Source organism: Ancylobacter sp. SL191 (assembly GCF_026625645.1).
Classification (GTDB): domain Bacteria; phylum Pseudomonadota; class Alphaproteobacteria; order Rhizobiales; family Xanthobacteraceae; genus Ancylobacter.
Genome location: NZ_CP113056.1, coordinates 2,593,507 through 2,614,441 on the forward strand (window position 1 = coordinate 2,593,507; position 20,935 = coordinate 2,614,441).

Genomic DNA, 20,935 nt, shown 5'->3' on the forward strand with positions numbered 1-20,935 from the left:
TTAATTTGTTGGCAGTTTGTCGCTAATCTGCCTCGGGTGACGTAAAGGATATTCACAGGATCCGGCGCCGGCGAGGGCTTTGTCCGTTCTGTGCAAGGCTTTTTGCAGGCGGCAGGGAAACTGGAACGTTTCGTGCTTCAAGTGGTGCGGTGGGCTGAAACACCAGTCCATCATTGTGGTGCAACAAGAAAATTCAGTGCCGGGAGGTTCATCGCGCGGGCATGTCAAGCGTCGGGACGGCGAGGCAAACCCCCATGGCGGCAGAACAGAAGATCGTTCGCGTGCGGCGCCGCTATAACCAGTGGGTCGTCAACGAGACGCTGGAGGACTATGCGCTTCGCTTCACCGCGAAGAGCGCGCGCCGTTGGTCGGCGTTGCGCGTGGCGAACACCGCGCTCGGCGCCGTGTCCTTCCTGGCGCTGGAGGCGATCGGCGGCGCCATCACGCTGGCCTATGGCTTCCCCAATGCGGTGGCGGCGATCCTCGTGGTCAGCCTCATCATCTTCGCCGCCGGCCTGCCCATCAGCTATTACGCCGCCAAGTTCGGCGTCGACATCGACCTGCTGACCCGCGGTGCCGGCTTCGGCTATATCGGCTCCACCATTACCTCGCTGATCTACGCCTCCTTCACCTATCTGTTCTTCGCCATCGAGGCGGCGATCATGGCACTGGCGCTGGAGATGTGCTTCGGCGTGCCGCTGATGGTCGGCTATTTCATCAGCGCGCTGGTGGTCATTCCGCTGGTGACGCACGGCATCACCTTCATCAGCCGGTTCCAGCTCTGGACCCAGCCCTTCTGGCTGCTGCTGAATCTCATCCCCTTCGTCTTCATCTTCGCCTATCACGGCGACGCTTTCGGCGAATGGGCGGCCTATACCGGCCGGCTCGGCGCGTCGGACGGGTCGTTCGATCCGCTGCTGTTCGGCTCGGCGACCATGGTGGTCTTCGCGCTGGTGGCGCAGATCGGCGAGCAGGTGGACTTCCTGCGCTTCCTGCCGCGCCGCGCGCCGGGGCGTTCCGCGCTGGTGCGCAACGGCGTGTGGTGGCTGGCGCTGCTCTCGGCCGGGCCGGGGTGGATTGTGCCCGGCGCCATAAAGATGATTGCCGGCTCCTTCCTTGCCTATTTCGCGCTCACCCACGGCGTGCCGCTGCTGCACGCGGCCGAGCCGACCCAGATGTATCTGGTGGCCTTCGAGACGGTGTTCTCGCCGCCGGTGGCGCTGGCCTTCACTGGCGTCTTCGTCATCCTCGCCCAGCTCAAGATCAATGTGACCAACTCCTATGCGGGGTCGATCGCCTGGTCGAACTTCTTCTCCCGCCTCACCCATAGCCATCCCGGCCGGGTGGTGTGGCTGGTGTTCAACGTCACCATCGCGCTGCTGCTGATGGCGCTCGGCATCTACAAGGTGCTGGAGCAGATCCTCGGTCTCTACGCCATCGTGGCGGTCGCCTGGGTGGCGGCGCTGGTGGCCGATCTCGTGGTCAACAAGCCGATGGGCTGGAGCCCGCCGGGCATCGAGTTCAAGCGGGCGCATCTTTACGACATCAACCCCGTCGGCCTCGGCGCGGTGCTGGCCGGCACGGTGGTCGGCAGCGTCGCCTTTGCCGGGCTGCTCGGGGTGGTCGCGCAGGCCTTCGCTCCCTTCCTGGCGCTGGCGGTGTCCTTCGTCACCGCGCCGGCGATCGCCTTCAGCACCAAGGGGCGCTACTACATCGCCCGCCGCACCACCAAGAACTGGCAGTCGCGCACCACGCTGAAGTGCTGCATCTGCGAGCACAAATTCGAGCCGGAGGACATGGCGCATTGCCCGGTCTATGCCGGGCCGATCTGCTCGCTGTGCTGCTCGCTCGACGCGCGCTGCCATGACCGCTGCAAGGAGGATGCGCGCTTCCCCGACCAGATCCTCGCCGTGCTGCGCGCGACGCTGCCGAGCTGGGCGGTGGCGCAGATCAATTCGCGCATCGGCCATTATATCGGGGTGCTGTCGCTGCTCGCCGCGGTCATCGCGGCGATTCTCGGCGTCATCTACCTACAGGCGAGCTTCGCCCCGCCGGACGAGCGGGCGGCGGTGGGCAGCGTGCTGTTCACCCTCTATTTCATCCTGCTTATCATCGCCGGCGTCGCCGCCTGGCTGTTCGTGCTGGCGCAGGAAAGCCGGCGCGTGGCGCAGGAAGAGAGCCACCGCCAGACCGCGCTGCTGATGCGCGAGATCGAGGCGCACAAGCGCACCGACGCCAAGCTGCAAAAGGCCAAGGAGGTGGCCGAGGCCGCCAACCTCGCCAAGAGCCGCTATGTCGTCGGCATCAGCCATGAGCTGCGCACGCCGCTCAACGCCATTCTCGGCTACGCCCAGCTTCTGGAGCGCGACGCCGCCATCCCCACCCACCGGCGCGACGCGGTGCGCGTGGTGCGCCGCTCGGCCGAGCATCTGTCGGGGCTGATCGACGGGCTGCTCGACATCTCCAAGATCGAGGCCGGGCGCCTGCATCTCTCGCGCGACGAGGTGCGCATCGGCGAGTTCCTCGACCAGGTGGTGGACATGTTCCGCCTGCAGGCGACCGCCAAGGGCATCGACTTCGTCTATGTCCGCCCCGAGCGCCTGCCGCCGGTGGTGTTCACCGACGAGAAGCGGCTGCGGCAGATTCTCATCAACCTCCTGTCCAACGCCATCAAGTTCACCGCCAGCGGGCGGGTGGCGCTGCGCGTCGCCTATCGCAACCAGGTGGCGGAGTTCGAGGTGGAGGATACCGGCATCGGCATCCCCGCCGCCGACCACAAGCGCATCTTCGAGCCGTTCGAGCGCGGGGAAAGAGCCGGCACCTATTCCACCGCCGGCATCGGCCTCGGCCTCACCATCACCAAGCTGCTCACCGAGATCATGGGCGGCGAGATCGGCCTCACCTCCGTGCCGGGCGAGGGCAGCACCTTCCGCGTCAAGCTCATGCTGTCGGAAGTCACCAATCCCTCGCGCCTCGGCCCGATCCAGCACCGGCGCATCATTGGCTATGCCGGCCCGCGCCGGACCGTTCTGGTCGCCGATGACGACGCGGCGCATCGCGAGCTGATGCACGAATTGCTGCTGCCACTCGGCTTCACCGTGCTGTCGGCGGGCGACGGCATCGCCGCGCTCGACATGGTGCGCCAGTGGGATCCCGACGTGCTGCTGCTCGACATCGCCATGCCCGGTCTGAATGGCTGGGAGGTGGTGCGCCTCGTACGCGACGAGGGCTTCGCCCGGCTGAAGATCGTCATGATTTCCGCCAATGCCGGCGAGATCCGCGAAGGGCTGGCGGCGCGCCAGCATGACGAGCAGGTGGTGAAGCCCGTGCATCTGCGCGGCCTGCTGGAGAAGCTGGAAAAACTGCTCGAGCTGCAATGGATCGGCGAGGGCGAAGTCGCGCCCGATGCCGTGCCGGCGCGGCCCTCGGCGCCGCTGCGCCCGCCCTCGGCGCGCCATCTCGACGATCTCATGAAGCTCGGCGAGATCGGCTATGTGCGCGGCATCAAGGCCAAGCTCACCGAGATCGAGAGCGCCGGGCCCGAGCATGGCGCCTTCGTCGCGCATCTGCGCGATCTCATGGAAACCTTCGACCTCAAGCAATACATGGCCGTTCTGGAGGCGATGCGCAGCGATGATGCATAGCGTGGAGCGTCGCGACATCATTCTCGTGGTGGACGATTCCCCCGAGACGCTGAGCCTTTTGACCGACGCGCTGGAAGCGTCGGGCGCGACCGTGCTGGTGGCGGTGGAAGGCGCCAACGCGCTCGCCCTCGTCGAGCGCATCACCCCCGACGTCATCCTGATGGACGCGGTGATGCCGGGCATGGACGGCTTCGAGACCTGCCGCCAGCTCAAGCGCAACAAGGCGGTGGCGCATGTGCCGGTGATCTTCATGACCGGCCTGTCGGAGACCGAGCAGATCGTGAAGGGGCTCGAGGCCGGCGGCGTCGACTATGTCACCAAGCCGATCTCGCCGGATGAGCTGATCGCCCGCATCCGCGTGCATCTGTCCAATGCCCGCCAGACGCTGAGCGCCCGCGCCGCGCTCGACGCCTCCGGCCGCTTCCTGCTGTCCGCCACCCGCGCGGGGCGGGTTTTGTGGAGCACGCCGCAGGCGACGGCGCTGCTCGCCGCCATCACCACCTCGCCGCCGGGCGACAGCCTGATGCTGCCCGAGCCGGTGTGCCGCTGGCTCGCCGGCCGGCGCGGCGACGAGGCGGGCGCGGCGCCGGACGCGATCGACCTGCCGCTCGACGGCAGCCGGCGGCTGAAGCTCTCCTATGTCGGGCAGATCGGCCCGGAGGAGCTGCTGCTGCGCATCCTGGAAGATGAGAGCCGCTCGCCCGAGCTGGTGCTCAAGGCCAAGCTGAACCTTACCGTGCGCGAGGCGGAGGTGCTGGTCTGGCTCGCCCGCGGCAAGGCCAACCGCGATATCGGCGAAATTCTCGGCCTCTCGCCGCGCACGGTGAACAAGCACCTCGAACAGATCTACTCCAAGATCGGGGTGGAGAATCGGGCCGCCGCCACGGCCCTTGCGGTCACCGCGCTGGCGCCGAAATAGACATCGATCTCAACGGTTTATGACCCGCTTCCGGCGCCCCGAAAGGGCCGCTGCGGGGCGTTTTGCTGCCGTTTCGGCGGGCAGGTTGCCGCGTGCGCGATCAAATCGCGGGCTGGAAATTTGAAATTTTGATGAAATTTACATCGAAATTAGAACTAATTTCTTGCTTGATGCCTAATGACGTGTAACCTCTGTGCAAACACCGGGTATTACCGGGAGGGAAACGTGAAGCCATGGCTCTGCGCTGTCGGTAGCGCTGCCCTTACCGCCGTCATGGTCGCCGGCCCAGTGGCCGAGGCCCAGCCGCGCACGCCCGGTCTCGGGCTGCAGGACGCGGTCGACCGCACCTGCGTCATCGAGCTGCGCTCCGGTGGCAATGGCGAGCGCATCCAGCTGCAGAACATCTGCTTCAACCCGCGCGCCGTGCGCATCGCCTGGGGCGATGGCCGGCTCATCGATTACTGCCTGAACAGCGGCGGCGATGTGCGCTATGTGGTGAAGCTGAGCGACGATTACCGCCTCACCCGCGAGCAGGACATCCTGCTCTGCCAGTGAGCCCCGCCGCAAGCGGGGCAGGGGTATCGACACAATTCGGGCTGGGGAAGCCCCAAAGGGCGTCGTCCGCGAGGGCGGCGCCCTTTGCTTTAGCGCGCCTCACGGGGCTCACCCCTCCGCCACGCCGTGGCTGAGCGGGGCGAGGCGGTCCACCTCGTCATCGGCGAACAGCCGCGAACGGGTGAGGAAGCGCATGTCGCGCCCGTTCTCCAGGCTGAACATGCCGCCACGGCCGGGCACCACGTCGATGATGAGCTGGGTGTGCTGCCAGTAGTCGAATTGCGACGGGCTCATATAGAACGGCGCGCCGCCGATCGCCCCGAGCCGCACGTCGCGGTCGCCGACAATATAGTCGCCGACGGCGTAGCACATGGGCGATGACCCGTCGCAGCACCCGCCGGACTGGTGGAAAAGCACCGGGCCGTGCTGGGCGGTGAGGGTGGCGATCAGTTCCAGCGCCGCCGGCGTCGCCAGCACGCGCGGCACGGTGCCGCCGGCCTCGGTTGCGGCGGGAAACGTCGGTGCATCCGTCGTCATCGTGTCCACCTTACCTCCGATAAAGAGCCGCCGTCCCGGTGAAGGGCAACCGGGACGGCGTCAGTCTGTCACGCCATTCTGGCGCAAAAGGCGCCCGCATGGGCGCCGTGCCGGTCCTCGCGCGCCGGCTGCTGCGCGCGGGGACTGGCAACCTTGGGCTCGGAAGAAGCCGGGCTCAGAAGAAGCCGAGTTTCTTGGGCGAGTAGCTGACCAGCATGTTCTTGGTCTGCTGGTAGTGGTCGAGCATCATCTTGTGGTTCTCGCGCCCGATGCCGGACTGCTTGTAGCCGCCGAACGCCGCATGGGCGGGGTAGGCGTGGTAGCAGTTGGTCCACACGCGGCCGGCCTGGATGGCGCGGCCGAAGCGGTAGGCGCGGTTGCCGTCGCGGGTCCACACGCCGGCGCCGAGGCCGTAGAGCGTGTCATTGGCGATGGCGAGCGCCTCGGCGTCGTCCTTGAAGGTGGTCACGGACACGACCGGCCCGAAGATCTCCTCCTGGAAGATGCGCATCTTGTTGTGGCCCTTGAAGACCGTCGGCTTCACGTAATAGCCGCCGGCCAGCTCGCCGCCGAACTCGTTGCGCGCGCCGCCGGTGAGCACCTGCGCGCCCTCCTGCTTGCCGATGTCGATATAGGACAGGATCTTCTCGAGCTGCTCGGAGGAGGCCTGCGCGCCGATCATGGTCGCCGGGTCGAGCGGCGAGCCCTGCACGATGGCTTCCACCCGCTTCAGCGCCTTCTCCATGAAGCGGTCATAGATGCTTTCCTGGATCAGCGCGCGGCTCGGGCAGGTGCAGACCTCGCCCTGGTTGAGCGCGAACATGACGAAGCCTTCGATCGCCTTGTCGAAGAAGTCGTCATCCTCGGCCACCACGTCGCTGAAGAAGATGTTCGGCGACTTGCCGCCCAACTCCAGCGTCACCGGGATCAGGTTCTGGCTGGCATACTGCATGATCAGCCGGCCCGTCGTCGTCTCGCCGGTGAAGGCGATCTTGGCGATGCGGTTGGAGCTGGCGAGCGGCTTGCCGGCCTCGAGGCCGAAGCCGTTGACGATGTTCAGCACGCCCGGCGGCAGCAGGTCGGCGATCAGCTCGACCAGCACGAGAATGCTGGCCGGGGTCTGCTCGGCCGGCTTCAGCACCACGCAATTGCCGGCGGCAAGCGCCGGGGCGAGCTTCCACACCGCCATCAGGATCGGGAAGTTCCACGGGATGATCTGGCCGACCACGCCCAGCGGCTCATGGAAGTGATAGGCGATGGTGTCGTGGTCGATCTCGCTGATGCCGCCTTCCTGCGCCCGCACGGCGCCGGCGAAATAGCGGAAATGGTCGATGGCGAGCGGCATGTCGGCCGCGGTCGTCTCGCGGATCGGCTTGCCGTTGTCCCAGGTCTCGGCGAGCGCGAGAAGGTCGAGATTGTCCTCCATGCGGTCGGCGATCTTGTTGAGGATCTGCGCGCGCTCGGCGGCCGATGTGCGGCCCCAGGCGTCCTTGGCGGCGTGAGCGGCGTCCAGCGCCTTCTCGATATCGGCGGAGTCGGAACGGGCGACCTCGCAGATCTTGCCGCCGGTGATGGGGGAGGTGTTCTCAAAATAGCGGCCATTGACCGGCTCGACGAACTGGCCGCCGATGAAGTTGCCGTAACGGGCCTTGAACGGGGACTGCTTGGTGATGGCGATTTCTGGCTTGTTCATTTGTTCCTCCCAGGCTGGGACCACCAAGTTTGCACCCGCCGTGCCAGCGTCATCCCGCGTCGCACAAAATCGTTATTGCAGGGCGGGAAAATATTGAAATGCAAGGCACAAGCAATGTTCACGCAGACGTGCCATCGCGATACCGCTGGACGGGCGCCGAAAACTTGCTAGAAGCTGTCGTATAGAACAACAATGCCTGCGACACGTGTTGCAAAATGCAACACACGGGAGGATCGCATGCGCTCGGAGCCGACGCCTCGGGCCGTCCTGGCGGCCCGCAAGCAGTTCTTTCTTCAGGGCCGGGCCGAGGGGCCGCTGGTGGCCTCGGCGTTGCCCGAGCCGATCCTGCGCTCCTGGCAGCGCTGCGCCGCGCGCGGGCTCGACAATGCCGCCCTGCCGCGTCTCGAACCCATGACCATGCGCGAGCTTCGCGAGGTGGGCGAGCGGCACGAGAAGCTGCGCCGCCTCTGCCGGCCAGAGATCGAAAGCCTCTATGCCGACGCCATGCAGACCGGCTGCGTGGTCATCCTCACCGATGCCGAGGGCCTGATCCTCGACGCGCTCGGCCATGCCGATTTCGCCGCCCGCGCCGCGCAGGTGGCGCTGCGGCCCGGCGTGTTCTGGGGCGAAAGCTCGACCGGCACCAATGCGGTGGGCACGGCGCTGGTCGAGGGCCGGCCGATCTCGGTGCATGGCGGCGAGCATTATTACGACCCGCACGGCATCCTCAGCTGTTCCGCCGCGCCGATCGTCGATCCCTATGGCCAGATGGTCGGGGCGCTCGACCTCTCCGGCCCGGCGGCGGTGGACCATCGCCACGCGCTCGGGCTGGTGCGCATGGCGGTGGAGCAGATCGAGCACCGTTTCTTCGACGAGGATTTTGGCGGCCGCCGCGTGCTGCGCTTCCAGGCGGACCGCGCTTTGCTCGGCACCGCCCGCGAGGGCGTGCTGGTGTTCGAGGATGACCGGCTGGTGGCGGCGAGCCGCGCCGGGCTGGACCTCATCGGTGCCGACTGGTCGGCGCTCGGCGCCCGCCGCGCCAGCGAGTTCTTCGAGCAGATGCCGCGCGCCGATGGCGGGGCGCATCTCTTGCGCGGCGCGGATGGGCGCCCGCTCTATGCCCGGCTCGATGCCCCCGCCACCGGGGCCACCTCCCGCCCCGCGCCGGGGCCGCGGGCGACCCCGCGCGAGACCGGGCCGCTGCTGCGCCCCGGCGACCGCGAAATGCTCGCCCGCGCCGTGCGCATGGTCGAGGCGGACGTGCCCGTGCTGGTGGTCGGCGAGACCGGCACCGGCAAGGAAATGGTGGCGCACGACATCCATCGCCGCAGCTCGCGCGCCAATGGGCCCTTCGTCGCGGTCAATTGCGCGGCGATCCCGGAGACGCTGATCGAATCCGAGCTGTTCGGCTATGAGGACGGCGCCTTCACCGGTGCCCGCCGGCAGGGCCGCAAGGGCCTGCTGCGCGAGGCCGATGGCGGCGTGCTGTTTCTCGACGAGATCGGCGACATGCCGCTCGCCCTCCAGTCCCGCCTGCTGCGCGTGCTGCAGGAGCGCGAGATCGCCCCGCTCGGTGGCGGCCGCCCGGTGCGGGTGGACTTCGCCCTGCTCTGCGCCACCCATCGCGACCTGCGCGCGCTGGTGGCGGCCGGCGGCTTCCGCTCGGACCTTTATTTCCGCATCGCCCACTACACCGTCGAGCTCTCCCCGCTGCGTGCCTTCGACGACCGCGCGGGGATCATTGGCGAGCTGTGGGCCCGGCTAGTGCCGGATGAGCGGCTCACCCTGTCGCCGGCCTGCCTCGCCCGCCTCGCCGCCTATGGCTGGCCGGGAAATTTCCGCCAGCTCGCCGGTACGCTGCGCGCGCTCGCCGCGCTCGCCGATCCGTTCCGTCCGGTCGGGCCGGAGATGCTGCCGCCGGACATTCGCAGCCTGGACACACTGGCCTCATCGTCCACCGGTTTGGACACATCGCCCACCACACTGCACTCACACGCCACGGCGTCCGAGAGCCTGGGCGACCTCACCGTCGAGGCGATGCGGCGCACGCTGGAAGCCTGCGGTGGCAATGTCTCGCAGGCCGCCCGCCGCCTCGGCGTCAACCGCTCGACGCTCTATCGCCGCCTGCTCAACGCCTGAGGGGCGGGGAACAACCCGGCCGGCCATCCGTTGCCATGGTGCAAAAACACCAAGGAAGGCAAGCACATGGCCCGTGACCCGCGCACCCTCGACCAGAACCCGGTCGTCATCGATCCCGCCAATATCGACGCGGTCCTCGATGATCGCCCGACCGATGTCAGCGACCCGAAGACCCCGCCCATGGGCGAAATCCGCAACGACAACGACCCCAAGGACGGCCCCCGCAATGAGCGCACCGGCGGGCGCTTCGAGGCCGAGACCATCCAGACCGTGGACGGTTCGAAAGACGGCACGCCGCAGGAAGCGACCGATCCTCGCCGCTGATAATCAAGCAATATCAATAGGATCCGGGTCGCGCTCCGGCGCGGCCCCGTTGCCTTCCACCCGGTCGCGGTAGAGCGAGGCGCGCGCCAGAAGCATCAGCGTGACCGGGGTGGTGATGGTCAGGAACAGCGCGATAAGCAGTTCATGCACAAGCATCCGGCCTTGCAGGACGGAAAAGCAGACCATCGAGCCAATCAGCAGGCATCCCGCCCCAAGTGTCGCACCAAGGGACGGGGCGTGAACGCGGGAATAGAAATCCGGCAGCCGCAGCAGCCCGATGGAGCCGATCAGGGCGATCACCGCCCCGGCGAGGACCAGGAAAGAGACGATCAGCGCCGCCCAGAGCGGCAGGTCGGGGGCGTCGCTCATTCGATAACTTCCCCACGCATCAAGAACTTAGCCATGGCGACGGTGGCCACGAAGCCGAGCGTGCCGATGAGCAGCGCGGCCTCGAAATACAGCGTCGTGCCCGAGCCGATGCCGATGGTAATGAGCATCAGCATGGCGTTCACATAGAGCGTGTCGAGCCCGAGGATGCGGTCCTGCGCCCGTGGGCCCCGCATGAAGCGCAGCAGGCACAGGCCCATGGAGATCGCCAGCAGCACCTGCGCGATGGTCAGCGACCAGCTGAGGATGAGGACGCTCATTCGAAAATCTCCCGCAGCAGCGCCTCATAGCGCAGCTTGATGAGATCAGCCCATTCGAGTTCGTCAACGAGATCAAGCACATGCAGCAGCAGCGTGCCGCGCGTCGGGTCATAGTGGACCCATTGCGTGCCGGGCGTGCAGGTCATGATGATGGCGAGGATGGCGAGGCCGTAGCGGTCGGTCATGTCGAGCTTCAGGGTCATGAAGCCGGCATGCGTCCGCCGCTCCGCCCCCCCGAGGATGATCCGCCCGACCGCCAGATTGGAGCGGAACACGTCGATGAACACGCGCCCCGCAAGGTGCAACGCCGCGCGCGGGCGTTTCAGCCGCACGGGCGGCGGATCGAGCGCGACCATGGCCCAGGTGCCGCCGAAGGCCACCAGCATGCCGAACAGTACGGTGGCCGGCGCGAGGCTCTGCTTGAGCAGCAGCCACATCACCGTAAGTGCCAGAAAAAGCAGAGGAAACGGCAGGACGCGGCGGATCATGCTCATGGCGCGCCTCCCGCCGGCAGCCGGATCGGCGCGCCGGTGCCGAGCACGTCCTGGGCGTAGATCTGCGGCCAGTAGAGCACCTGCGCCGTGGCTTCCATATAGCGCATGGCCGGCCCGCCGAGGATGGTGAGGCCGACGCAGATGAACAGCAGCGCCGCCACCGGCACCGCCTCGATCGCCCGCACGCGCGGAATGCTGCCGGCCGAAGGCACCCAGAGCGCCCGGATGCCCGAGCGGCTCATCGCCACCAGCGTGGTGAAGCCGGAGAGGATCAGCAGCGCGACAAACGCCCAGTCATCCACCCTGATCCGCCCCGCCTCGTTCAACACCGCGGAAAGCATGGCGAATTTGGCGATGAAACCGGAGAGAGGGGGGAGGCCGGCCAGCAGCACGGTGCAGGCGACGAAGCCGCCGCCCAGCACGGCGATGGTGGCGGGAATGGCGACGCCCACTTCCTCCTCCTCATCGTCGAGGTCGTCCTCCGGGTCGCCGAACACTTCCTGAGACACCGCAAGCACATCCGCGCCCGCCTGTTGCCCGCGCTCGACCAGTTCCACCAGCAGGAAATAGGCGCAAATCGCCAGTGTCGATGTCACCAGATAGAACAGCGCACCGGAGACAGCGGCGCTGTTGCCGGTGCCGATGGCGGCCAGCAATGTGCCGGAGGACACCAGCACGCTGTAACCGCCCATACGCTGCAGCGACTGCGAGCCGAGCACGCCAATGGCACCGAAGGCCATGGTGGCCATGCCGCCGAAATACAGCCATCCCTCGCCGAACCCGGCCGAGGGGCCGCCCTCATCGCCGAAGGTGAGCAGGAAGAGCCGCAGGATCACATAGACGCCGACCTTGGTCATGATGGCGAACATCGCCGCGACCGGCGTGCTCGCGGCGGCATAGGTGGTGGGCAGCCAGAAGCTGAGCGGCCACATGCCGGCCTTCACCAGGAAGGCAACGCCGAGAATGCCCGCGCCGATCTCGAACAGCACGCGCGACTGGCTGGTCAGCGCCGGCACCATGCGGCCGATATCGGCCATGTTGAGCGTGCCGGTGACGCCATAGATCAGGCTGACGCCGACCAGAAACAGCGAGGAGGCGACGAGGTTGATGGGGATGTAGTGCAGCCCCGCGCGCACCCGCGCCGTGCCCGAGCCGTGCAGCACGAGGCCATAGGAGGCCGCGAGCAGAATCTCGAAGAAAACGAACAGGTTGAACAGGTCGCCAGTGAGGAAGGCTCCGTTCAGGCCCGTCAGCAGGAACAGGAACAGCGTGTAGAAGCGCGGCCCCGCCCGGTGCCAGCGCGCGAGCGAGAAGAGCAGCGTGCAACTGCCCAGCACCGCGGTGACCAGCAGCATCAGTGCCGACAGCCGGTCGGCCACCAGTACGATGCCGAAAGGTGGTGGCCAGTTGCCGAGCGGGTAGACGATCATCGATGAGCCGCGATCGCCAACCGGCGTGCTGGCGATCACCACCAGCACCGCCGCAATGACCAGGAGCGCCGCGGCGGTGCCCAGGCTCAGCGCCATCTTGATGGTACGCCGGCGCTCGCCCAGCAGCAGCATGAAGGCGCCCACCGCCAGTGGCAGCAGAATCGGTGCGATGACGAGATGGTCGAGCGGGCTGCGCATCACTCGGTCTCCCGCCCGTCGACATGATCAGTGCCGGTGCGCCCGCGCGCGGCCAGCAACACGACGAGGAAGAGTGCCGTCATGGCGAAGCCGATGACGATGGCGGTCAGCACCAGCGCCTGCGGCAGCGGGTCGGCTAGGGCCGCGGGATCACCGACCCCGCCTTTGGTGAGGATCGGCGGGGCGTCGAGCTTCACCCGGCCCATGGAGAAGATGAACAGGTTCACGCCATAGGAGATCAGCGAGAGGCCGATAATGACCTGATAGGTGCGCGGGCGCAGGATCAACCAGACGCCGGAGGCGGCGAAGATGCCGATGCCGAGGGCGAGGATCATCTCCATCTCTCACCTCCTTCCGAGACCTGCGCCGCGCGCGAGGAGCGCAGCGACTGGTGGGCGAGGGCGATGAGGATCAGCACGGTCGCGCCGACCACCAGGGCGAACACGCCGAGATCGAACAGCAGCGCGCTGGCGAGCGGGATTTTGCCGAGCACCGGCAGGTCCAGATACTGGAAATGCGAGGTCAGGAAGGGATAACCGAACACCCAGGAGCCGACGCCCGTGCCCACCACTGTAAGAAGGCCGAGGCCCATCCAGCGCAGCGGCAGGACGCGCAGATGGTCCTCCACCCAGCGCGTGCCATTGGCCATGTACTGGATGACGAAGGCGATGGAGAGGGTAATGCCGGCCGCGAAGCCGCCGCCCGGCAGGTCGTGCCCGCGCATGAAGAGATAGACCGCGAGCACCGCCACCACCGGGAACATCCAGTTCATGATGAGGCGCGGGATGAGCAGATAGTCGCTCACCGTGTCGCCGGGCGTGCGGTCGGGCTCGGCATGGTCATAGGCGTTCTGCAGCCGCTGCTGCTCCGGCACCTCCTCGCTTTCCGGCGCCGGGCGGAAGCGGCGCAGGAGCGCGAAGACGGTCAGGCCGGCGAGGCACAGCACGACGATCTCGCCCATCGTGTCGAAGCCGCGGAAATCGACCAGAATCACGTTGACGATGTTGGTGCCGCCGCCCTCGGTATAGGCGCGCTCGACGAAGAAGCGGGAGACGCTCTCCGGCAGCGGCCGCGTCATCATGCAGTAGGAGAGGAAGGCCAGCGTCCCGCCAAAGGCGGCGGCGATGGCGAAATCGGTGTAGCGCCGCACCAGCACGGAGAGAGGCGGACGGGTCGGGTACACATTCTCGATGCGCTTGGGCAGCCAGCGCAGGCCGAGCAGCAGCAGCACCGTGGTGACGATCTCGACCAGAAGCTGCGTCACAGCGAGGTCGGGCGCCGAGAGCCAGACGAAGGTCAGGCACGTCACCAGCCCGGCGCCGCCCATCAGCACCAGCGCGGCAAGGCGGTGATACTTGGCCTGATAGGCCGCCGCGAGGCCGCAGGTCGCCCCCACCGCCCACATTAGCGCGAAGGCCGGCTCCACCGGCGTGCCGATCAGCGATCCGGCCCCCGCCACGCCGCCGACCAGCAGGGGCGAGAGGGCCGCAAGGATGGCGAGTCCCATCACCAGCCGCATCTGCGGTTGCAGGCGCCGCGTGCCGAATGCCGCCTCGGCGGCCGGGGCCCATTGCAGAGCGAGGGTGGCTAGCGCCTTCTCGAAGATGCGCTGGCCCTTGAGCCCGCGAATGACTGGCGGTCCCTCAATGCCGCTGTCGAGATCATCGCGCAGCGCGAAATAGAGCAGGATGCCGCCGGCGAGCGCGATGAAGCTCATCAGCAGCGGCAGGTTGAAGCCGTGCCAGACGGCCAGGCTGTAATAGGGCGTGGAGCCACCGAGCACGGATTCCACCGCCGTCCCAAGGATGGGGCCGACGATGAGCGTCGGGACGATGCCGATGAGCAGGCAGATCAGAACCAACAGCTCGATTGGAAATCGCATCCAGTGCGCCGGCTCGTGCGGGATCTTCGGCAGGTCCACCGGGGGAGGGCCGAAGAACACGCCGAGGATGAAGCGCATCGAATAGGTGACGCTGAACACACCGGCCAGCGTCGCCCAATAGGGCAGGCTGTCGTCGAGCAGCGAGCCGGTATGGTCGGCGACCGCTTCGGCGAAGAACATCTCCTTCGAGATGAAGCCGTTCAGAAGCGGCACGCCGGCCATCGAGGCGGCGGCGACCATGGCCAGCGTGCCGGTGAACGGCATGTAGCGATAGAGCCCGCTGAGCTTGCGCAGGTCGCGCGTGCCGGTCTCGTGGTCGATGATGCCCGCCGCCATGAACAGCGACGCCTTGAAGATGGCGTGGTTCAGCGTGTGGAAGATTGCCGCTACCGCCGCCAGCGGGCTGCCGAGGCCGAGCAGGAGGGTGATGAGGCCGAGATGGCTGATGGTCGAATAGGCCAGCAGCCCCTTGAGATCCTGCTGGTAGATCGCCGCGAAGGCGCCGAGCAGCAGGGTGATCAGCCCGGCCGGCACGACGATGTAGAACCAGGCGTCGGTGCCCGACAGCACCGGCCAGAGGCGGATCATCAGGAAGATGCCGGCCTTCACCATGGTGGCAGAGTGGAGATAGGCCGAGACCGGTGTCGGCGCCGCCATGGCGTGCGGCAGCCAGAAATGGAAGGGGAACTGTGCGCTCTTGGTGAAGGCACCGAGCAGGATCAGCACCAGAGCGGGCATATAGAGGTCGCTGTCGATGATGAGCTGGCGCGAGGCCAGAACCTCGTCGAGATCGTAGCTGCCGACGATCCGCCCGATCAGCAGCACGCCGACCAGCAGGCACAGCCCACCCGCTGCGGTGATGATGAGCGCCATGCGCGCGCCGTCACGCGCCGTCGCGCTGTGGTGCCAGTAACCGATCAGCAGGAAAGAGAAGAGGCTGGTCAGCTCCCAGAAGAAGACGATCTGGACGAGGTTGCCGGAGACAACCACACCGACCATCGCCCCCATGAAGGCGAGCAGGAAGGAGAAGAAGCGCGGCACGGGATCGTCGGGCGACATGTAGTAGCGGGCATAGAGCGCCACCAGCGCCCCAATGCCGAAGATCAGCAGGGCAAAGAGCCAGGCGAGGCCGTCGAGCCGCAGGGTGAAGTCGAGCCCCAGCATGGGCAGCCAGTCGAGATGGAGCCGAACCGGCTCCTGCGCGGCGACCGCCGGGTAGAGGGCGACGACGATGACGCAGCCGGCAACAGCGATCGCGCCGGCGAGACTGGCAGCCGTGTTGCGGGCATTGGTCGGCAGGAAACCCGCCAGCAGGGCGCCGGTGAAGGGCAGGACAAGCGCGGCAAGGAGCAGCCAGCCATTCAACATCTGCGCGCCTGCCCTCCTGCGTTGTACCCGTCTTGCGTGATTTCGCCCATTATGGTTGATTTGGACGTCGTCACGCAAGGCAAAAGCCATGGAACTGGCGCCGGAACAATGTCGTGCCGCTCGTGGGCTGCTGAATTGGAGCCAGGAGCGGCTGGCCGAGGAGGCGGGTGTCTCGCGCAGCACAGTGCGGGACTTCGAGTGCCATCGGCATGTGCTGCATCGGGGTACCGAGTCCCAGATCATCCGCACCCTTGAGGGCGCGGGCGTCATCCTGCTGGCCGCCGGCGAGCACGGGCCCGGCGTGCGCATCCGCTGAGCCAATGTGAGAATGAACCACGTTCTCACCAGCGTGGCGCCTCGCTACACTCCGTCCATGCGCCGCCAGATCTTCACCCTTCTGTTCCTTGCCTTCGTTGCGCTTGCACCCGCACGCGGCACGGCGGCGGACAGCGTCTTCCTGCAGATATCCGACATCCATTTCGACCCGTTCGATCCACCCTCAGGCGCGGCGGCGCTGTCCGAGCTCGATGTGTCGTCATGGACAGCGCATTTGGCGTCCCAAGCCAGCCCGCGCCCGGCAGGCTGGGGACACGACACCAATTTCCCCCTGCTTGAGAGCGCGCTCGCCGAAATCGCTCGCGCGGCCACCACCGCAGACTTCGTGCTGCTGACAGGCGACCTCATCGCCCACGATTTCCCCGAGCTGACGCAGAAAGCGCTCGGCTTCGCGCCGGGCACCGCCGAGAGCCGCGCTTTCGCGGCGAAGACGACGCTCTATGTCATTGAGCGCGTGCGCGAAGCGGCGGGCGGCAAGCCGGTCTTTCTCACGCTGGGCAATACCGATTCCGGCTGCGGCGACTACCGTATCGATCCCGATGGACCTTATCTCGACGCCACGCGCGCGGCGGTGCGCCAGTTGGCGGGTGCGGACCGTCTCGCCGCCGATTTCGATGCCACCTATCGCGCCGGCGGCTACTATGCGGCGGCCCACCCGACGCTCGCCAACGTCACCATGCTGGTGATCGACGATGCCCTCTGGTCGCCGGAATACAGCGATCCCTGCGGCAGCGCGGGCGGTGAGGCGGGCGCGGCCATGCTGGAGTGGCTGGGGCGCCAGCTTGCCGAGGCGCAGGCGGCCGGTCGGCGGGTCTGGCTGCTGCATCACATCCCGCCCGGTATCGATGCCTATGCGACCCTTCGTGCCAAGGAAGCAACCTGCCGCGCGCGCATCGTGCCGATGCTGGCGGAGCCCTATGCGACCGGCTTCACGGATCTGCTGGCGCGCTATTCCAGCACGATCGCCGCCAGTTTCAGCGGCCATGACCACCATGACGATTATCGCCTGTTGCGCGATACCGCCGGCGCGGTGGTCGGCGTTGACAAGATCGTGCCGGCGATCAGCCCGATCTTCGGGCAGAATCCGGGCTTTCACATCTTCAGCTATGACCGGACAAGCGGCGCGGTCACCGATTTCGCGACCCGCTACCTCGCCAATCTCGGCACGGCGCAGAGGGCGTCGGACGGGCAATGGCGCGAGGAATATGTGTTCTCCGCCGCCTATGGCGCCACGGGCTTCTCGCCGTCGAGCGCCGAGGCGATGTGGAAGCAGCTTCTGCCCCCGACCGAGCCGGTCGCCTCGACCTTTCGGCGGCTCTACCCGGTCAGCCATGGCGAACTGGGCGCCGCCGATCTTCCCGCCTATGCCTGCGCCATCGGTTTCCTCAGGCGAGAGGACTTTGCTGCCTGTTATTGTGATCGCTAGAACCTAGGATTTCGGCTCCGGCGGGGTCGAGCGCGCTGCGGCCCACGCCGCGATGGCGGCGGCAACCGCGATCAGCCCGAGCAAGGGGACGCTGTCGCGGACGGCCGTGAGCAGGTTGGCGCTGCCCGCCGCGTTCCAGCCCCGGTCTGTGCCCGCGACCTCCTCGAGCCGCCACGTCAAGCTGCTCGCCCCAAGGGCGACGCCAAGGCTGGTGCCGAGCACGCGCATGAGGTTCAGCAGCGCGCCCGCCGCGCCGGAGAGTTCGGCGGGCACGGCCGCCAGGGTCGCATTATTGTTCGGCGCGATGAACAGGCCGAGACCAATGCCGATCAGCGTGAAGGCCACCGTGTCGATGGCCTTGTGATAGGGCGACAGGCCGACGCTCATCCGCATCATCATGATTGCGAGCAGGCAGAGCAGCATGGCCGCGCCGCCGATGCGCGTGCGTCCCAGCCATTGCCGGATGTCCTGGCTGAACGGGGCGGAGAGGCCGATGGCGACGGGAATGATGGCGAGCCGGAAGCCGGCCTGTGCCGGTCCCTGCCCATAGCCATGCTCCAGCGCGAAGGACATGAGGAAGAACGTCCCGTAGAGCAGGCCATAGGCGAGGGTTACGGCCATGGCGCCGAAGCGGAAACCCGCGCTCTGCAACAGGCGGGGGTCGATCAGCGGGGACGTGCAGCGGCGTTCGTGACGCACCAGTAGCCCCAGCAGCACGGCGGAGATCGCGAAGCCGCCCAATGTGGGAGCCGACAGCAAGCCCCAATGCGAGGCATGGTTCAGCGTCGCCACCAGAAGGATCAGCGCCGGGCCGATGAGCAGCGCGCCGGTCCAGTCGAAGCTCTTGCGCGGCCCGGCGATGCGCGAGCGCGGCAGGGCCAGCCAGCCGACGACCATCGCCAGCGCCCCGAAGGGGACGGTGACCCAGAACACCCAGCGCCAGCCGAGGCCCACCAGAATGAGCCCGCCCAGCGCCGGCCCGGCGCTCATCCCGACGGCCTGAGCCGCTGCGAAGAAGCCGAGCGCCCGCCCGCGCGAGGCGGCGGGGATGGTTGCGACCAGGATGGAGATGCTGTTGGCGCCAAGCAGCGCGCCGCCCATGCCCTGCAGGAAGCGGAAAACGAGCAACTGCTCGAACGTCGCCGCGAGACCGCAGAGCGCGGTGGCGACAATGAAGAGAGCATACCCGACGAGATAGAGGCTTTTACGCCCCACCATCTCGCACAGCCGGCCGAAGATCGGCAGGAAAGAGGCGAAGGCGAGGAGATAGGACAGCGCCACCCAGCTTACCTTCTGGATCGGCACCTCGAAGGCATGGCTGAGGGTGGGCAAGGCGAGCTGGACGATGGTCGCGTCGAGCTGGCCAACAAAGGCGCCGATGCAGACAAGCCCGATGACCAGCCAGGGGTGCCAGGACCGCTGTTCAAGCCAGGGCAGGGCGTCCGGTTCAACGCTGAAGCGGGAGAAGAGAGAGGGCATCACGGCTCAGGGCTGGACAGCGGCGTCACCTTGGCGGAGGTGGATACCATAGGGCCGCGGGCGCTCGCCAGCCGCCGCATTGCCACTGTTCAACGAGAGAGGCGTGTTGGTACAGGTCGAGAGCCGAATCGCCCCACGTACGGTTCCAGTATGGAACCAGTCTAAACGGTAGCTTTGAGCCATGCTAATCTAGTGTTGGCCGGGTTACTTGGCCGCGTCACGCATGTTAGTCGTCTCTCACACAAATTCGTGATGTCGTTGTGGGCCGGTGCATGCAGCCTGACCTGTCACTCGTCTTTTCGACCTATGGAACCGAGCTGCGGCGCTATCTGCAGCGGCGGCTCGGTGATGGTCATATGGCCAGCGATCTGGTGCAGGATACGTTCTTGAACCTGATCGAGGGGCCGGAGACGCGTATTCAGGACATCCGTGCCTACCTCTATACCATTGCCCGCAACCTGCTGATCAATCACGTCAAGCAGGAGGTGCGCCGGCGCACCGACAGCGTGGCGCCGGACGCGCTCTCGGACCTCGCGGCCGACGAGCCGTCCCCCGAGGACATCGTGGATTCCCGCCTGCAGCTCGAACGGGTGCACGCGCTGGTGCTCGAACTTCCCCGACGCACGCAGGAAATCTTCGTGCTGAACCGCATCCATGGCCTCACCCATGCCGAGGTCGCCCGCCATTTGCAGATCTCCGACAGCTCGGTGCAGAAGCACCTCGCTATGGCGATCGCTCATATGACGCGGCGCCTCCGGGGGCGCTAGCTCCCGGTTTTTACGGTGTTCTCCTCGTCGGTTGTCTACTGAAGGGGAACGCGAGCGTGGGGCAGGGACGTGGGCAGCATCGACAATCGCGCGCATGAGATCGAGCTGCGCGCGGCCGAATGGGTGGCGCGTCTTGATGGCGGTCCGCTGAGCCCGGCCGAAAGCGCGTGCCTGCGCGAGTGGCTGGAGGAAGAGCCCGAGCACCGGGCGGCCTTTGAGGAGGCTGCCGCCACCTGGCGCGAGCTGTCGCTGCTGCGCCGTGATCCCGGCCCGCTGCGCGACCTCGTGCCGAGAACACGACCGGCCTCGCCGGTACGCCGCGCGGTTCGCGTCGGGGCTATCGTCGCTTTGCTGGTCCTTGCCGGCGGGATGGCGCGCTACCAGTTCGGCGATCCCTGGCTTCTTGCGAGCGCCGACCATCGAACCGCGCCGGGAGAGCTGCGCAGCGTGACCCTGCCGGATGGCAGCGTGGCGGAGCTCGGTCCCGCGAGCGCCATTGCCGTTGATTTCGACAGCGCTGAACGCCGCGTGCGCCTGCTCGCGGGCGAGGTGTTCTTCACGGCGGCGCCCCGTGCGGGCGATGAGACACGTCCCTTCGTCGTCGAGGCGGGCGTGGGGCGGACGATGGCTCTCGGCACGCAGTTCGTCGTCGAGGATGAAGGCGAGGGGGCCGACGTGCTCGCCATCGAGCACCAGATCGAGGTCGCCCTCGATCATGCCGGCGCGCGGCAGGACGTGGTGCTCTCGCCCGGCCAGGAAGTGCGCTACCGCCGTGGCCTCGGCCTCGGACGGGTGCGCACGCGCGACGTCGCCACCGCCACGGCCTGGCGGCGCGGAATGCTGGTGTTCAGCGGCTCGCGCCTCGGCGAGGTGGTGGAGACGCTCAACCGCTACCGGCGCGGGCGTATCGTTATTCTGGACGGCGGGCTTGCCGACCGGCGGGTGAGCGGCGTGTTCGCCACCAACGATCTCGATGACGCGATCGAGACCATCACGGCCGAGCTCGGCATCGGCTCCAGGTCGATTTATCCTTTTGTAACAGTGCTTTATTGAAAAACCGCAGATAGGGCGATTTTCTTTTACGGACTCGCCTCCGC

18 protein-coding genes are annotated in these 20,935 nt (G+C 67.1%); 9 read left to right on the forward strand and 9 right to left on the reverse strand.

Annotated elements, in window-relative coordinates; translation table 11 throughout:
• Positions 1-254: 254 nt before the first annotated feature.
• The 3 genes from OU996_RS11780 (at position 255) to OU996_RS11790 (ending at position 5,118) form a co-directional block, all read left to right on the forward strand.
• Positions 255-3,644: an ATP-binding protein gene (locus tag OU996_RS11780; protein ID WP_267581793.1), complete on the forward strand. Its 3,390-nt coding sequence runs from the start codon at positions 255-257 to the stop codon at positions 3,642-3,644.
• A complete protein-coding gene (locus tag OU996_RS11785) occupies positions 3,634-4,563 on the forward strand; it encodes a response regulator (RefSeq protein WP_267581795.1) in 930 nt (309 codons plus the stop codon). The genes OU996_RS11780 and OU996_RS11785 overlap by 11 nt, the downstream gene beginning before the upstream one ends.
• A gap of 225 nt (positions 4,564-4,788) precedes the next feature.
• Positions 4,789-5,118 carry a hypothetical protein gene (locus OU996_RS11790; RefSeq protein ID WP_267581796.1) on the forward strand — a complete coding sequence of 110 codons (330 nt, stop codon included), beginning with the start codon at positions 4,789-4,791 and terminating at the stop codon, positions 5,116-5,118.
• 108 nt (positions 5,119-5,226) lie between these two features.
• On the opposite strand, the gene OU996_RS11795 is transcribed toward OU996_RS11790, so the two are convergent.
• Positions 5,227-5,655, reverse strand: a complete 429-nt coding sequence (locus OU996_RS11795; RefSeq protein WP_267581797.1) for a DUF779 domain-containing protein — start codon at positions 5,653-5,655, stop codon at positions 5,227-5,229.
• Between the two features lie 175 nt (positions 5,656-5,830).
• Entirely contained in the window at positions 5,831-7,348 is a 1,518-nt protein-coding gene (adh, locus tag OU996_RS11800) for an aldehyde dehydrogenase (protein ID WP_267581798.1), read from the reverse strand.
• A gap of 237 nt (positions 7,349-7,585) precedes the next feature.
• Between adh and OU996_RS11805 the strand changes: the two genes are divergently transcribed.
• Positions 7,586-9,487, forward strand: a complete 1,902-nt coding sequence (locus tag OU996_RS11805; protein ID WP_267581800.1) for a sigma-54-dependent Fis family transcriptional regulator — start codon at positions 7,586-7,588, stop codon at positions 9,485-9,487.
• Between the two features lie 66 nt (positions 9,488-9,553).
• Positions 9,554-9,811: a hypothetical protein gene (locus tag OU996_RS11810; RefSeq protein ID WP_267581801.1), complete on the forward strand. Its 258-nt coding sequence runs from the start codon at positions 9,554-9,556 to the stop codon at positions 9,809-9,811.
• A 3-nt stretch (positions 9,812-9,814) separates the two neighbouring features.
• Here the strand turns inward: OU996_RS11810 and mnhG are convergent, their stop codons facing one another.
• The 6 genes from mnhG to OU996_RS11840 are packed head-to-tail and all read right to left on the reverse strand — an operon-like array spanning position 9,815 to position 15,830.
• Complete coding sequence (gene mnhG, locus OU996_RS11815; protein WP_267581804.1) at positions 9,815-10,180, reverse strand: monovalent cation/H(+) antiporter subunit G; 366 nt, start codon at positions 10,178-10,180, stop codon at positions 9,815-9,817.
• Complete coding sequence (locus tag OU996_RS11820) at positions 10,177-10,458, reverse strand: K+/H+ antiporter subunit F (protein WP_267581805.1); 282 nt, start codon at positions 10,456-10,458, stop codon at positions 10,177-10,179. Before OU996_RS11820 ends, mnhG begins: the two co-directional genes overlap by 4 nt.
• Positions 10,455-10,952 carry a Na+/H+ antiporter subunit E gene (locus tag OU996_RS11825; RefSeq protein WP_267581806.1) on the reverse strand — a complete coding sequence of 166 codons (498 nt, stop codon included), beginning with the start codon at positions 10,950-10,952 and terminating at the stop codon, positions 10,455-10,457. Before OU996_RS11825 ends, OU996_RS11820 begins: the two co-directional genes overlap by 4 nt.
• Entirely contained in the window at positions 10,949-12,580 is a 1,632-nt protein-coding gene (locus OU996_RS11830) for a monovalent cation/H+ antiporter subunit D (RefSeq protein ID WP_267581807.1), read from the reverse strand. The genes OU996_RS11825 and OU996_RS11830 overlap by 4 nt, the downstream gene beginning before the upstream one ends.
• Positions 12,580-12,921, reverse strand: a complete 342-nt coding sequence (locus tag OU996_RS11835) for a Na+/H+ antiporter subunit C (protein ID WP_267581808.1) — start codon at positions 12,919-12,921, stop codon at positions 12,580-12,582. Before OU996_RS11835 ends, OU996_RS11830 begins: the two co-directional genes overlap by 1 nt.
• Positions 12,912-15,830: a monovalent cation/H+ antiporter subunit A gene (locus tag OU996_RS11840; protein WP_267581809.1), complete on the reverse strand. Its 2,919-nt coding sequence runs from the start codon at positions 15,828-15,830 to the stop codon at positions 12,912-12,914. Before OU996_RS11840 ends, OU996_RS11835 begins: the two co-directional genes overlap by 10 nt.
• Before the next feature lie 88 nt (positions 15,831-15,918).
• Here OU996_RS11840 and OU996_RS11845 point away from each other — a divergent pair, with 88 nt between their 5' ends.
• Together OU996_RS11845 and OU996_RS11850 are read left to right on the forward strand one after the other, a co-directional pair.
• Positions 15,919-16,146 carry a helix-turn-helix domain-containing protein gene (locus tag OU996_RS11845; RefSeq protein WP_267581811.1) on the forward strand — a complete coding sequence of 76 codons (228 nt, stop codon included), beginning with the start codon at positions 15,919-15,921 and terminating at the stop codon, positions 16,144-16,146.
• A 12-nt stretch (positions 16,147-16,158) separates the two neighbouring features.
• A complete protein-coding gene (locus OU996_RS11850) occupies positions 16,159-17,592 on the forward strand; it encodes a metallophosphoesterase (RefSeq protein ID WP_267581812.1) in 1,434 nt (477 codons plus the stop codon).
• Between the two features lie 3 nt (positions 17,593-17,595).
• Here OU996_RS11850 and OU996_RS11855 read toward each other — a convergent pair whose 3' ends face one another.
• Positions 17,596-19,071 carry an MFS transporter gene (locus OU996_RS11855; protein WP_267581813.1) on the reverse strand — a complete coding sequence of 492 codons (1,476 nt, stop codon included), beginning with the start codon at positions 19,069-19,071 and terminating at the stop codon, positions 17,596-17,598.
• A gap of 272 nt (positions 19,072-19,343) precedes the next feature.
• Between OU996_RS11855 and OU996_RS11860 the strand changes: the two genes are divergently transcribed.
• Both OU996_RS11860 and OU996_RS11865 read left to right on the forward strand, forming a co-directional pair.
• A complete protein-coding gene (locus OU996_RS11860; protein ID WP_267581814.1) occupies positions 19,344-19,838 on the forward strand; it encodes an RNA polymerase sigma factor in 495 nt (164 codons plus the stop codon).
• Between the two features lie 69 nt (positions 19,839-19,907).
• Positions 19,908-20,891 (forward strand): FecR family protein, encoded by a 984-nt coding sequence (locus OU996_RS11865; protein WP_267581815.1) that lies wholly within the window; start codon positions 19,908-19,910, stop codon positions 20,889-20,891.
• Positions 20,892-20,935: the final 44 nt, after the last annotated feature.

Bases quoted from the DNA above. Each gene is read 5' to 3' on its own strand.
- OU996_RS11780 (WP_267581793.1), top strand. From the start codon at position 255: ATGGCGGCAGAACAGAAGATCGTTCGCGTGCGGCGCCGCTATAACCAG.
- OU996_RS11785 (WP_267581795.1), top strand. From the start codon at position 3,634: ATGATGCATAGCGTGGAGCGTCGCGACATCATTCTCGTGGTGGACGAT.
- OU996_RS11795 (WP_267581797.1), bottom strand. From the start codon at position 5,655: ATGACGACGGATGCACCGACGTTTCCCGCCGCAACCGAGGCCGGCGGC.
- adh (WP_267581798.1), bottom strand. From the start codon at position 7,348: ATGAACAAGCCAGAAATCGCCATCACCAAGCAGTCCCCGTTCAAGGCC.
- OU996_RS11805 (WP_267581800.1), top strand. From the start codon at position 7,586: ATGCGCTCGGAGCCGACGCCTCGGGCCGTCCTGGCGGCCCGCAAGCAG.
- OU996_RS11810 (WP_267581801.1), top strand. From the start codon at position 9,554: ATGGCCCGTGACCCGCGCACCCTCGACCAGAACCCGGTCGTCATCGAT.
- mnhG (WP_267581804.1), bottom strand. From the start codon at position 10,180: ATGAGCGACGCCCCCGACCTGCCGCTCTGGGCGGCGCTGATCGTCTCT.
- OU996_RS11820 (WP_267581805.1), bottom strand. From the start codon at position 10,458: ATGAGCGTCCTCATCCTCAGCTGGTCGCTGACCATCGCGCAGGTGCTG.
- OU996_RS11825 (WP_267581806.1), bottom strand. From the start codon at position 10,952: ATGAGCATGATCCGCCGCGTCCTGCCGTTTCCTCTGCTTTTTCTGGCA.
- OU996_RS11830 (WP_267581807.1), bottom strand. From the start codon at position 12,580: ATGCGCAGCCCGCTCGACCATCTCGTCATCGCACCGATTCTGCTGCCA.
- OU996_RS11835 (WP_267581808.1), bottom strand. From the start codon at position 12,921: ATGGAGATGATCCTCGCCCTCGGCATCGGCATCTTCGCCGCCTCCGGC.
- OU996_RS11840 (WP_267581809.1), bottom strand. From the start codon at position 15,830: ATGTTGAATGGCTGGCTGCTCCTTGCCGCGCTTGTCCTGCCCTTCACC.
- OU996_RS11845 (WP_267581811.1), top strand. From the start codon at position 15,919: ATGGAACTGGCGCCGGAACAATGTCGTGCCGCTCGTGGGCTGCTGAAT.
- OU996_RS11850 (WP_267581812.1), top strand. From the start codon at position 16,159: ATGAACCACGTTCTCACCAGCGTGGCGCCTCGCTACACTCCGTCCATG.
- OU996_RS11855 (WP_267581813.1), bottom strand. From the start codon at position 19,071: ATGCCCTCTCTCTTCTCCCGCTTCAGCGTTGAACCGGACGCCCTGCCC.
- OU996_RS11860 (WP_267581814.1), top strand. From the start codon at position 19,344: ATGCAGCCTGACCTGTCACTCGTCTTTTCGACCTATGGAACCGAGCTG.